Origin of the sequence: Agrobacterium sp. 22094 (assembly GCF_052046015.1) — a bacterium.
Classification (GTDB): Bacteria; Pseudomonadota; Alphaproteobacteria; order Rhizobiales; family Rhizobiaceae; genus Agrobacterium; species Agrobacterium cavarae.
In genome coordinates, this window is the sequence record NZ_JBQEPX010000001.1 from 1579354 (window position 1) to 1592011 (window position 12658).

General features: G+C 59.2%; 9 protein-coding genes. 4 read left to right on the forward strand and 5 right to left on the reverse strand.

The window, feature by feature from the left end; all coding sequences use genetic code 11:
• Positions 1–2: 2 nt before the first annotated feature.
• Entirely contained in the window at positions 3–1496 is a 1494-nt protein-coding gene (locus ACTJK5_RS07645) for a glycosyltransferase family 39 protein (RefSeq protein WP_153311191.1), read from the forward strand.
• Here ACTJK5_RS07645 and ACTJK5_RS07650 read toward each other — a convergent pair.
• The 3 genes from ACTJK5_RS07650 to ACTJK5_RS07660 all read right to left on the reverse strand — a co-directional run bounded on the left by ACTJK5_RS07650 (position 1493) and on the right by ACTJK5_RS07660 (position 4423).
• Positions 1493–1963, reverse strand: a complete 471-nt coding sequence (locus ACTJK5_RS07650; protein WP_440612110.1) for an OsmC family protein — start codon at positions 1961–1963, stop codon at positions 1493–1495. The genes ACTJK5_RS07645 and ACTJK5_RS07650 overlap by 4 nt on opposite strands.
• 2 nt (positions 1964–1965) lie before the next feature.
• Positions 1966–3336, reverse strand: coding sequence for an aspartate aminotransferase family protein (locus ACTJK5_RS07655; RefSeq protein ID WP_440612111.1), 1371 nt, complete (start codon positions 3334–3336; stop codon positions 1966–1968).
• A gap of 175 nt (positions 3337–3511) precedes the next feature.
• The gene (locus ACTJK5_RS07660; RefSeq protein WP_144621006.1) at positions 3512–4423 is read right to left on the reverse strand and encodes a diacylglycerol/lipid kinase family protein; all 912 of its coding nucleotides are present in this window, start codon (positions 4421–4423) and stop codon (positions 3512–3514) included.
• Positions 4424–4677: 254 nt separating this feature from the next.
• Here ACTJK5_RS07660 and ACTJK5_RS07665 point away from each other — a divergent pair, with 254 nt between their 5' ends.
• The gene (locus ACTJK5_RS07665; protein WP_062598289.1) at positions 4678–5925 is read left to right on the forward strand and encodes an MFS transporter; all 1248 of its coding nucleotides are present in this window, start codon (positions 4678–4680) and stop codon (positions 5923–5925) included.
• A 116-nt stretch (positions 5926–6041) separates the two neighbouring features.
• Here ACTJK5_RS07665 and ACTJK5_RS07670 read toward each other — a convergent pair whose 3' ends face one another.
• Positions 6042–9044 carry an autotransporter outer membrane beta-barrel domain-containing protein gene (locus ACTJK5_RS07670; RefSeq protein ID WP_440612112.1) on the reverse strand — a complete coding sequence of 1001 codons (3003 nt, stop codon included), beginning with the start codon at positions 9042–9044 and terminating at the stop codon, positions 6042–6044.
• Positions 9045–9547: 503 nt separating this feature from the next.
• On the opposite strand from ACTJK5_RS07670, the gene mgtE reads away from it, so the two are divergent.
• Together mgtE and ACTJK5_RS07680 are read left to right on the forward strand one after the other, a co-directional pair.
• Positions 9548–10921 (forward strand): magnesium transporter, encoded by a 1374-nt coding sequence (gene mgtE, locus ACTJK5_RS07675; protein WP_440612113.1) that lies wholly within the window; start codon positions 9548–9550, stop codon positions 10919–10921.
• A 123-nt stretch (positions 10922–11044) separates the two neighbouring features.
• Positions 11045–11497, forward strand: a complete 453-nt coding sequence (locus ACTJK5_RS07680; protein ID WP_440612114.1) for a GNAT family N-acetyltransferase — start codon at positions 11045–11047, stop codon at positions 11495–11497.
• Positions 11498–11716: 219 nt separating this feature from the next.
• Here ACTJK5_RS07680 and ACTJK5_RS07685 read toward each other — a convergent pair whose 3' ends face one another.
• A complete protein-coding gene (locus tag ACTJK5_RS07685; protein WP_440612115.1) occupies positions 11717–12625 on the reverse strand; it encodes a homocysteine S-methyltransferase family protein in 909 nt (302 codons plus the stop codon).
• Positions 12626–12658 lie beyond the last annotated feature (33 nt).

Here is a 12658-nt window from a genome sequence, read left to right on the forward strand (position 1 = left end):
GGATGCGCAAGGTTTTCTCCCGCAATCTCGATTTAACGTTGATCCTGATTGCAGGATATTTCCTCCTTGCTTTTATCGTCCGCATTTTCCGTTCCTCGGCGCTGGAAATTGACGAAACCCAACAGGCTCTGCTGTCCCAGCACCTGCTGCTCGGATACGGGTCTCAACCGTTCCTCTACACCTGGCTGCAACATGGCGTAAACGTGCTCGTCGGCCCGTCGATCGCGTCGCTCAGCCTGTTGAAGAATGGGCTGCTTTTCCTCTGTTGCTTGTTCTTCTGGCTGACAGCCAGGCTTTTGCTGCGCGACAGGACACTGGCCAATATAGCAACGCTCGGCGTGCTGACGATGCCCACCGTTTTCGTCATGGCGCAGAGGGATTTGACCCACACGGTTCTGGCGCTGTCTTCCGTCGCTCTGTTTTCTTACGCGCTTTTCATGACGCTAAAGGCTCCGAGTGTTAGCGGGTATCTCCTGACAGGGCTTGCCATCGGCATCGGCGCGATTGCCAAATATAACTTCGTCTTCGTTCCACTGGCTGCCGTCGTTGCCATCGCAATGGACAAGGATCTGCGTCAGCGTCTGTTCGATTGGCGCATGCTGTTGACGATCGGCACAGCCGTTGCGCTTGTGCTGCCGCACTGTCTGTGGGTGGTGAATCATTTCGATATCGCCACCACACAGACAACACGCGAAATGCGCGACGTCAGCGATAGCACCGCGCTTTATGCTGTCGATGGATCGCTTGATCTCCTTGTTGCCTTCCTGAAGGGTGTCGCTCTGCCCTCAGCAATCTGTGCCGCTCTCTATTTCCGCGACATCAAAGCAATTTTCCGAGCGAGCGATCAGTCCACACGCCTTGTCGGTCGCATCATTCTTTTTTCGATGATCTTTGTGCTGTTGATGGTCCTGGCCATGGAGATCACGCATATGCGGCAAAAATGGCTTGCCGTTTATGTGCTGCTGTGGCCGCTATACCTCTGTCTTAAAGTACAGGCCGCAGGCTTGTCCGGTGAGCGGAAGCTCAAGCCAATGCTGACGTCCACCTTCACGCTGGCCATTGGTTTCCTCGGCGTTCTCCTCGCACGCGGGCTTGTGTCTCCCCATTTCGAGCGATACTCGCTCGTCCACATTCCCTATGACGGGTTTGCCGAAACGCTTCGCCATGAGGGTCCGTTCAAGCCTGACTATGTCATTGCTTTCGGTGGGCTTGCGGGTGGAAACCTGAAAATCCAGTTTCCCGATGCGATGGTTGTAACGACGGATACCGATATCGAGACGATCCCGGCGCTCTGGCCGGCTGGCGCGGTTATCCTACTGGTCGATACGAAGGACGACGGAGAATCGCCTGAGGATTTCAAGGACGCACTCGCTTCGCTTGCTGAGCGCGTTTCACTTCCGGCACCGACAGATATCCGTCATGTCAACGTGCCCTATGGCGCCTCTGGACGTAGTCACACGTTCTACTATTCGCTCGAGACTGCCCAATCCAATTAACGCGATTTGATCGTTGGCTCCACGCGGATGGGGAAATTGACGGAGTTGGCGATGAAGCACTTCTCATGCGCATCGTCGTGGAGTTCTCGTGCGGTCTGTGGATCTCCTTTGGCAAGGGTGATCACAGGCTTCAGGACCACCTCGGTGAAATGACCCGCGCCGTCTCGCTTCAGAACCATGGTGCCCTCGGGCTCATCCACATAGTCGCTGACCACCACGCCTGAGACAGCGCAGAAATGCAGATACCAGAGCTTGTGACATGCGGAGATGGAGGCAAGCAGCAGTTCCTCCGGATTCCAGCGTGCCGGATCGCCGCGAAAGGCCGGATCGGAAGAGCCGGCAATATCCGGCTTTCCATCTGCCGAGATGACATGATCGCGATCATATTCCCTGTAGCCGGATGTGCCCGTCCCGCGGTTTCCCGACCATGTGACCTTGAGGGTGTAGCGATGCTCGTGATCGGCCATCGTCAAACTTCCGTGGTGTCGCGCAGGTGGTCCAACCCCTTGCGCAGTGTTTCAATAATCTGATCGACCTCGCCGCGGCTGATGGTCAAGGCGGGAGACGCCAGCATGCGATCGCCGGTGGCGCGCATCACCAGCCCATTGTCCAGGCAGTGATTGCGGACCATGGCGCCAATATCGTCCGGCTTGTCGAAACGCCTGCGCGTCGCCTTGTCTGCCGTCAGTTGCAACCCGCCCATCAGGCCGACATTGGCAGCCTCGCCCACGACCTCGTGGTCCAGAAGGCTCTGCCAGCCTTGCGTGAAATACGGGCCGATATCATCGCGCACCCGCTCGACCAGTCCTTCCGCCTCGATGATGCGAAGATTTTCGAGAGCCGCGGCAGCGCAGACCGGATGGCCGGAATAGGTGAAGCCGTGGTTGAAATCGCCGACCTCGGTCAGCATCACCTCGGCCACGCGGTCCGATACCAACACACCGCCGATCGGCAGATAACCGGATGACAGGCCCTTGGCGATCGGTGCCAGATCGGGCTCGTAACCGAAATGCTGGTAGCCGAACCAGGAGCCCAATCGCCCGAAGCCACAGATCACCTCATCGGAGACCAGCAGAATATTGCGCGCCTTGCAGATGCGGGCAATCTCCGGCCAATAGGTCTCAGGTGGGACGATGACGCCACCTGCTCCCTGTATGGGTTCGGCGACGAAGGCAGCGACATTCTCCTCGCCCAGTTCATCGATCTTGGCGTCCAGTTCACGTGCCACCTTGAGACCGAACTCTGCCGGCGAAAGATCGCCGCCTTCCGCATACCAGTAGGGCTGCCCGATATGGCTAACGCCTTCGATCGGAAGATTGCCCTGTTCGTGCATCCAGGTCATGCCGCCAAGCGAAGCACCGGCAACCGTGGAACCGTGATAGCCGTTGCGCCGTGCAATCACCTTCGTCTTCGTCGGGTGACCGAGTGCCTTCCAATAGACCCGCGCCATGCGAAACCACGTGTCTGTGGCTTCAGAACCGGAATTGGTGAAAAACACGTGGTTCATCGTCGGCCCGGCATGGGAGGCGATCTTCTGCGCCAGGAGAGCCGCGGGCGGTGTGGTGGTACCGAAAAAGGCGTTGTAGTAGGGCAGCTCGTTCATCTGCCGTGCCACGGCATCGGCAATCTCGCGGCGACCATAGCCGATATTGACGCACCAGAGGCCGGCAAAGGCATCAAGATATTTCTTGCCGGTGCTGTCATAGATGAAGACGCCTTCGGCACGCTCGATGATGCGCGTGCCGGTCGCATTCAGCTTCCCCATGTCTGAAAAGGGATGAAGATGATGTGCAGCGTCGATGGCAGCGAGGTTGGAGACTGGTCTCGATAAATCGTTCACGCCTGGTGTGCTCCCTGATCTGGTGATAGGAAGCATGGCCGCTGGTTGTTGATTTTGCAAGCGAGGGCTACGGCATCGGGCCGAAAATGGGTATCCCCTTTCGGGCAAGCGCGGTGCGTATATTCAAACAGTTACGGCGCGCTTTTGCGTGCTAAAGGACGGTCTAGAGCCCGGATCAGACGTTGGCAAAGTCCTTGGCGACGATGACCTTCAGTTCACCGGCGTGAATTTTGAGCTCGACATCGCGCTTCATCGGCAAGAGTTCGCCGTCGATGACGCAACGCACGTCATGCCGCCTCTTTGGAAAATGCAGCTCGGCACGTTCGACCGCCATAGCCGTGACCGCCGCGTTTTCCTTCAGCCTGCCGCGCATGATATCGATCGCAAGACGCGCGACGCCAGAGGGGCTCAAGGCGTCAGCGACATAGAACCCGAGGCGGCCACGGGTAATGTCGTCCGCTACCAGCAGAGGGTTAGGGCCAAATTCATTGTTGGAGGCCGAGATGGCGCAAACCTTCCGGTGTTGGGTTTCACCGGCAACAGTGAATTCCACGTCGAAGGCCGGCGGATTTAATACGACGCTCACGGCAGCGCGGATGTTGGCCCGGATTTTGCCAAGCCTTGAGGCATATTGCATGCGGTCTCGGTAGCGCACCATGCGCGCGTGCAGTCCCGCGGAGAACTGATGCACGAAGGGATGGCCATTGGCACTGGCGATATCGACGTTCTGCACATGGCCTTGGGCCAGCGTATCCACCGCTTGCCAGATATCGAGCGGTAGTTTCAGTGATCGCGCAAAAAGGTTCATGGTCCCCGCCGGCACCACACCAAGGGCAATGCCGTGTTTCCAGGCAATGCCTGCCGCAGCAGATATGGTGCCATCGCCGCCACCGGCAATCAGGCCGTCGAGCCCTGCATCATCAGCAGTCCGCTCCATCTCCTGAACGATGTCCTTACCGGAAACCAGACGGCATTCGATCTGGTGACCCGCCTCTAAAAATACCTTCCGCGCATGGTCGCAATAAGCGTCCAGATCGGTGGTCTTGAACGTTCCGCCATCGCGGTTGAAGATCGCAACCAGCCTCATCTATCCATCCAGTTCTTGTGCACGAAGCGCGACCTAAATCGCCGAGCGTCAAAAGGGTTCCATCGGCAGTCGGTCAATCCGGAATTCGTAGAATCAAACACTACCGCGACGCACAAAAACATGATAGAAGCAACATAAGGTCATTTTGGTGGCCAGCATCTCCAGTCAGGGCAGATCGGCAATGTCGATCTTGCCCTTTTTTCTTCGTGAACGTCTCTTTGTATGGGCAGCGTTCCGTCGCAGCCAGGAAACCCATGAGCCAAAGCAGTCCACGCGAAAACCGTTCCGAAGCGGCAGACGATGCTGTTGCGCCGTCGGCGCAGACCAGTCTATCACCCCTTTCCATCGCGCTCATCGAACTGGCACTTGCCGCCGGAGGCTTCGGCATCGGTACGGGTGAATTTGCGATCATGGGTCTCTTGCCGGAGGTGGCAACGACCTACGGGGTCAGCGTCCCCGTCGCCGGCCACGTCATTACGGCCTATGCGCTCGGCGTCGTCATCGGCGCGCCGATCATCGCGGTTCTTGCTGCGCGCCTGACACGCCGTGTGCTTCTGCTTTCGCTGATGGGCCTGTTTGCTGCCGGCAATATCCTAAGCGCACTTGCGCCGGACTTCTGGACATTCACTGCTCTGCGCTTCATTTCCGGATTGCCGCACGGCGCCTATTTTGGCGTTGCTGCCCTTGTGGCCGCATCGATGGCGCCGATTCACAAGCGTGCTCGTGCCGTCGGTCGGGTCATGCTGGGCCTCACCATCGCCACGCTTCTCGGCACGCCTCTTGCCACCTTTTTCGGTCAGCTGTTTTCCTGGCGGGCAGCCTTCTTGATGGTGGGCGGCATTGCGCTGTTGACGGTAGCGCTTCTCTTCCTGTTCCAGCCCCGCGATAAGGTGCAGGACGGTGCCAGTGTCTGGCGAGAACTCGGTGCCTTCCGCCGTGTGCAGGTGTGGTTGTCGCTTGCCATCGCCGCCGTCGGCTTCGGCGGCATGTTTGCCGTGTTCAGCTACATTGCCAAGACCACCACGGATGTCGCCATGATGCCGGTTTCCGCTGTGCCCATCGTGCTGGCACTGTTCGGGATCGGCATGAATGTCGGCAATGTCGTCGGCTCGCGTCTTGCAGATCTCTCCTTGAACGGCACGATCGGCGGCATGCTGGCCTTCAACGTCGTCCTGATGACAATCTTCGGGCTGACGGCGCATAATCCCTATATGCTGTGCCTCTGCGTCTTCCTGATCGGCTGCGGATTTGCCGCCTGCCCAGCCGTCCAGACCCGATTGATGGATGTGGCAGCCGATGCGCAGACGCTTGCCGCCGCCTCCAACCACTCAGCCTTCAACATCGCCAACGCCCTGGGTGCCTGGCTCGGCGGCTTGGTCATCGCGCTTGGATATGGCTACGCGTCCACCGGCTATGTCGGCGCTATTCTGTCCTTTGCCGGACTGCTGGTTTTCATCGTTGCCGTTGTTCTGGAGCGGCAGGAAAAACTCCGCAGCGTCTGAAGCGTGTCGCGATTCTTCAGATTCGCTTCTTACGCTTTCGCTCTGTGTTTTGTCGCATGTCGCCATCGCAAAACCGGGGACCACTTTTGCGCGATATGCTGTGGGAATCGAATTTGCTAGAAATTGACCGTGAGGTTGGCAAGGGCAGCGTTCGAGCTGTATCCTTTGGCAAAGTCGCCGCTGTAGCTCAACATCAAACGCGCCGATTTTGACAGATGGACGGTAACACCGGCCTTTACCACCATCGTATCCTCCGGCACACCGATCCCTTCCAGCATGAAGGGACTGCCACCATCGAAGCGCGCCACCGCGAAGGATGCCCCCTGGCCGAAATTGTGGCGCCAGCCGACCATGCCTGACAGGAGAACCGGCACCTCGCCCATCTCCAGATCGGTTGAGAAGCGCAGACCCAAGGTGGAGGTGGTCGTATCGAAAGACCTGTCCTCGATGGCGAGTGCTGCCGCTCCTCCGTCCTCGCGGATCTCTCCTCCGTCGATTGCCGTGTAGGCAAGACCCGCGAAGGGCTGCAAAGCAAGTTTATCTGCCTCGAAGGTCCAGCCCACGTCAGCAAATAGCTGCGACGTAGTGCGGGAGTAATCGGCCCTCAGCACATCGGAAAACGTACCGAAGGCGACGTTCCTGCGTGTCGCGATCTCGTTTCGCGTATAGATGGCGCCGCCGGTAAAACTGAACGGCTCCATCTCGACATGGGTGTAGAGTCCAAGGTGGTAGGACTGGGCCTCCGCTCCGGCGGCGTCAAGCGTGCTGTAGCCTACGACACCGCCGAGGCGCCAATCGTCTGAAATCGAAACGTCGCCACCGATCACCATTCCGGTTCTGTTGATATTGAGGGCGCCCGCTGTATCATTGCCCGCGAAAGCCTCTCTTGAGGCAAGGCCGGTCGCCCATATGCTGGCGTCCGCAACGTCGCCTTCGCTCGTAAGGCGGTTGGTCTTGTCGAGGATCGCTTCGCGCAGCAACAGATTGTCCGAGACGAGAGCGGATTTGAGCGAAGCGTGGATCTCGCCGTTGAGTTGGGCAAAAGCACTCTGTGCAGTCTGGATATCCAGAGGCAGGATCGCCTGAAACAGTGTGTTCGAAATCCCCGCCTCTTCAATGGCGCCTGCTGCCGCGCGGTCGTTGGAGGTGCGCGCAACATCCGCAAAGCGAACCGCGTTGCGGTCAAGGTGGAGATCAACAGATGTTAACCCGTAGGTGAGCGTCGGCGACAGAAAGGCAAAGTCGCTGGTCACTTGATCGAAAGCGCCGTCGACCAGGCCAGCCGTCAGGATCTGATAGTTTGTCGAAAGGCCATAAGTGCCGCTTGCTGCACGCAATTCGACCACACCGCCCTGCAGACGCGCCGTGCCGGAGACATTGAGACGATCGGAGCGACCGGTGGCATCGATATCGACATCATAAATGGCCCCCGCCTGAAAGGTTGCATCGCCGCTGACAGTCATCGTCGCGATGCCGGGTCCCGGCGCGAGCACCCCGCCAGCGCGAACCAGCAGACCGCCCGACACACCGGTACCGCTCAACAGACCGCCATCGAAGATGTCCACGGTGCCGGAAATCGTGCCGTCGTTTGTGATTTCGCCTCCTGTGATGGCGGCCTGACCGGCGATGGTCCCTGTGTTGGTGAAGCGCCCGGCGGCGTTGGTGAGAGATGCGACCGTGCCGTCATTCGTCGCCGCTCCTTCATTCACGACGGCATCCACTGTCGCACCGAGGTTGTTGATGAAGCTGCCACCTGCTCGGTTCTGAACATTCCCGAGCCTGTCGTTATTGACCACGGTACCGCCACTGATCGTCGTCGCCCCAGTCACCGTTCCACCCGTATTGTTGGTGAAGAGCCCGGCCTGATTGTCGAGTGAGGCGACCGTCCCGGCGTTGGTGGTCGCGCCCCGGTTGGAAACGGCCCCGGCGGAGGCTCCGGTATTGTTGACGAAGGCGGCGGCGGCCGCAACATCGACATCCGTGACGACGAAATTGTTGGTAACCGTGCCTCCCGCAACCGTGGTCGTGCCGGTGATCCTGCCGCCTGCATTGTTGGTGGTCGTCCCAGCGTCGTTCCGTAGCGAGGAGATCGTTCCGGCATTGGTGACGGAACCGGAATTGCGAACATTACCAGCCGTCGCGCCGGCATTGTTGGCAAAGGCCGCCGCCGCTGCAACATCGACATCCGTCACCACGAAGTTGTTGGTGACCGTCCCGCCAGCAATCGTCGTCTGGCCGTTGATCCTGCCGTCCACATTGTTGGTAAAGCTTCCGCCATCATTTTGAAGCGAGGCCACAGTGCCGGCGTTGGCGACAGTGCCTGAGTTGCGGACATTGCCAGCCGTTGCGCCAACATTGTTGGTAAAGGCCGCGGCGGCTGCGACATCCACATCCGTCACCACGAAATTGTTGGTAACGCTGCCGCCCGATACCGTCGTCTTGCCAAGGACTTCGCCGCCGGCATTGTTGGTGAAATTGCCGTCGGTGTTTTGCAGCGTTCCGACACGACCCGCATTCGATGCCGTACCGGCGTTGTTCAGGGTAGAGAGTGTCGCGCCGCCATTGTTGGTGAAGGTGCCGCCTGAGGCGACGGAAGCGCCTGTCATCGTGCCGTTGTTGGAAAGCGAGGTTCCGTTTCCGACGACGGCATCCCGGAGCGTACCATTCACAGTCACGCTGCCATTTTGTAGCGAGAGCTTGCCGTCCAGAGTACCATCGACAGCAAGGCTGCCGCCGACAAGGTCGACGTCCGATGTCAAAAGGCCACCAGAGTTAATGGTGACGCTGCCCGACGTCATCGTGGTACCGCTGGTAACGGATAGTGCGCCGGTGTTGGTGACGGTGACGTTGCCACCGCCAACGTTCAGCCGATCGATTGTCTCACCTGTCGATACTTGCGGCGAGCCGGTGCTGACCGTGGCGCTATCGCTTGCGGCGGGCGCGCCCGGCGTCCAGTTCGCGTCATTCTCGAAGGCATTGTCCGCCGTGCCCGTCCATACCGATTGTGCAGCCGCATAGGTTGCCATAAGGGCGACGGGCGCAGTTGCGGCAAGCAAGGCTAAAAATCTGGGTGCTACGAAGAGCTGGTGGCGAACCATAAGCATACCGACAGTCGTCACGTCGCATCATGCCGACGTTGTCGCCCACCCTATCGAGGTTATGGTTAATCAACGATTAAACCCGATCGGAGAGAGGCACGTGTCCCCTATCAAAACCATGTATATTAGCCGCTTGTCAGGGTGATGCAGGCGGGGCGAAACAGGAAAAGCTTTCGATCGCCAAGCAGATTCTACATTTGGGAAAGGCATGGCCGGACGTCGTCCGGTCGCAACGCAGGCTCCTGATTTCAGAGGGAAATCCGCTCTGCTTGCCGGAGAGATCAACCTTGCCAAAATTTCATCTTTGGACCGCTTGACTATGACGCGGTTCAGGCGCACCACACACATCACGTGCAGGGGTTCGACAGCCTCCTGGCACGGATATCCACGGAGCATCGTTTGATGTCTAGCGACAGTAGTAGTCGATTGCCTTTGCCGAGACCGGCGAGACGTGCTCTGATCTGACTCCTGTCGGCTCACCACGGCCCGCCGAGATCGGCGGATCGACTCGAAGGTGAGCAATCATGAACTTTCACACCCTCTCCCAGAGAGCCAGCAAGGCCGCACGTCTTTTTCGCAGCGGTGATGCAGGTCTTTCCACCATTGCAGAACGTGTCGAGCAACTGAACGCACTCGACGTCAACGACGCCGTCGACGCTCTGCTGAAAATGCCGCAGCCCAAAGCCGTTGCCATTCTGGACCGTCCGGAACTGCACCACGCTGCCGATATCATTGCCGCCATTCCACTGGAACAGGCCACTCGCTTCGTCAACCTGATGTCGGACGACCGCGTGGCGGACGTCATGGCCGAGATGGACGAGGCGCACCGCACCAAGCTCTTCTCGCGTCTGGACCGGGCAACGGCTGCCGCCATTCAGCATCTGATGACCTATCCGCCGCGCACGGCCGGCTCCATCATGACGACGGAGTTCGTCAGCGTGCCGGACAACTGGACGGTGGAACAGACCCTTTCGCACATTCGCGTCGTCGAGCGTTCGCGTGAAACGGTCTATGCCATCTATGTGCTGGCCGAAGACGGCACCTTGAGCAAAGTGGTGACGCTGCGCCGCCTCGTGACCGCCGATCCCCAGGCATCGATCCTGTCCGCCGCATCGCGCGAAAGCGTCGTCTATGCCGATCCTCAGATGTCGCAGGAGGATGTCGCCCGCCTCATCCGCAAGCACGATCTTCTCGCCATCCCAGTGGTGGATGAGCATGCCCGCATTCTCGGCATCGTCACCGTCGATGACGTGATCGACACGATGATTGCAGACACGACGGAAGATGCCCACAAGTTCGGCGGTATGGAAGCGCTCGGCAAGCCTTACATGGCCATGGGCTTCATGGACATGATCCGCAAACGCGCCGGCTGGCTGTCTGCCCTCTTCCTGGGTGAAATGCTGACGGCAAGCGCCATGCAGCATTTCGAAGGGGAACTGGAAAAGGCCGTCGTGCTGACGCTCTTCATTCCGCTGATCATGTCGTCTGGCGGTAACTCGGGCTCTCAGGCTACGTCGCTCATCATCCGTGCTCTGGCGCTCGGTGAGCTGAAGCTTTCCGACTGGTGGCGCGTGCTGCTGCGCGAACTCCCAAGCGGCCTCGCCCTCGGTGCAATCCTCGGCGCCATCGGCTTCCTGCGGCTCACCATCTGGCAGCAGGCAGGGTTTTATGACTACGGCGAACACTGGCTGCTGGTTGGCTTCACCGTCTTTGCGGCGCTGATCGGCATTGTCACCTTCGGCTCGGTCTGCGGCTCGATGCTGCCCTTCATTCTCCAGCGCCTGCGTCTGGACCCGGCAAGCGCATCGGCCCCGTTCGTCGCGACGCTGGTGGATGTCAGTGGTCTCGTCATCTACTTCTCGGTGGCGCTGGTCATCCTCAGCGGCACGTTGCTCTAAACCCGCCACCAGTCCGGCCGCCTCCGGCGGCTGGGCTCCACCATCGCGCGACATCATTGCGCAGGCTTTTCAACTGCTTGTAGACTTGCTCTCGTTTTCTGATTCAGGATGATGAGGCTTCACATGCAGATATCGAACCTTCGCCACCAGCCATCCTTCGCCGATACGATCGCCCATCGCGGCTGGAATGCCTGGTGGACGGAAAGCGGCGTACCGCTTGAAGATTATCGAGCCCATCTCGATCCGATGCTTATAACGGATGCCATCCCATTCGCGCTCGTAGCGCATGACGGTGAGACCTATGTCGGCTCCGTACTCGTCATCGACAACGATCTCGACGCGCGACCAGACTATGCGCCCTGGATTGCCGCGCTCTGGGTCGATCCCGATTATCGAAAGCGCGGTGTTGCCGCAGCTTTGATGACACAGGCCCGCCAGCATATTGCGACGCTTGGCCATGGCACATGCTATCTCTGTGCCACCGCCGAAAAGCGACCCTACTATCTGAAGCAGGGGTTCACCCTGCTGGAAGAGAACGTTACCGGTCTCGATGTATTTTCAATCGAGACGCGGTAGGTGTCACGACGCTCACAGCGGAGGTCCGAAAATCGGAGTCGATTTTCGGACAGCACAATGCGTAGATCAAAGAAGATAGAGCTTCCTTTGTGCGTCCGATAGGACGCGTGGCGGTCTAAAGCGTGTCGCGATCTTCCAGATTCGCTCCATATGCTTTAAGTCCTTGTTTTGTCGCATGTCGTTATCGCAAAACCGGTGACCACTTTTGCGCGACATGCTTTAAAGAGCGCGTAACGCTCCGGCGACCTTGTGGATGTGGGCAGCACCGATACCGCAGCATCCGCCAATCATCGTCGCACCGGCGTCAGCCCATGTGCAGGCAAAGCGGGAATAGATATCGTCGGTCAGGTCGGCGCGGGTGCTGTGGAGCCCCTCGTTGGCGGCTGTCTCCCCCTGCTCTCCTTCGAAGGCATTGGCATAGACGCCAATCTCGAGCGAGGCGTCCTTTTCCTTGAAGGTGGTGGCGGCGGTCTCGACGGCAGCCTTCATCACCTCGGGCTTGCTGCAGTTGAACAGCAGAGCGGCAGCACCCGAACCGGCAGCCCATTCGGCAGCAGCACGCACGGCCTCACCGGAGCGCAGCTTCGGCTCGGCGCCGCTTACCTGCGCCGTGTCGTCATCCAAGGTGAAGGAAATCCAGAACGGCTTGCCGGTCTTTGCCACCGCCTGGCGCACTGCTTCACCTTCGGCGATCAGGCTCAGCGTTTCACCAAGCCAGACGTCGACGAAGGGATCGAGATTTTCGACGAGCACGCCGAGATAATCCTGAACGCGGGACGCGTCGAAATTCTGCGGCTCGTAGGAGCCGAAAATCGGCGGCAGCGATCCGGCCACCGTAACCTTGCGGCCAGACGCATCTGCTGCTTCACGCGCCAGGCGTCCTGAGAGTGCGATCAGCGACGCGCCCTCTTTGCGAAACCGGTCTTCGCCGATGTGGAAGGGCACCAGCGCGTAAGAGTTGGTGGTGACGACATCGGCACCGGCCTCGATGAATTCGGCATGAACCTGACGGACAATGTCCGGCGCGTTGATCAGCGCTAGTGCGGACCATTCAGGCTGTTTCAGTTCCGCGCCCAGCCGCTGCAATTCGCGGCTCATGCCGCCGTCGAGAATGCGAATATTGCCCATGAAGAAACTCCTTGAATTGGCGAAGCTGAACGG

Coding starts and splice junctions, on each gene's coding strand:
- ACTJK5_RS07680 (WP_440612114.1), top strand. CDS start 11,045: ATGCAGATATCGAACCTTCGCCACCAGCCATCCTTCGCCGATACGATC.
- mgtE (WP_440612113.1), top strand. CDS start 9,548: ATGAACTTTCACACCCTCTCCCAGAGAGCCAGCAAGGCCGCACGTCTT.
- ACTJK5_RS07685 (WP_440612115.1), bottom strand. CDS start 12,625: ATGGGCAATATTCGCATTCTCGACGGCGGCATGAGCCGCGAATTGCAG.
- ACTJK5_RS07650 (WP_440612110.1), bottom strand. CDS start 1,963: ATGGCCGATCACGAGCATCGCTACACCCTCAAGGTCACATGGTCGGGA.
- ACTJK5_RS07665 (WP_062598289.1), top strand. CDS start 4,678: ATGAGCCAAAGCAGTCCACGCGAAAACCGTTCCGAAGCGGCAGACGAT.
- ACTJK5_RS07645 (WP_153311191.1), top strand. CDS start 3: ATGCGCAAGGTTTTCTCCCGCAATCTCGATTTAACGTTGATCCTGATT.
- ACTJK5_RS07660 (WP_144621006.1), bottom strand. CDS start 4,423: ATGAGGCTGGTTGCGATCTTCAACCGCGATGGCGGAACGTTCAAGACC.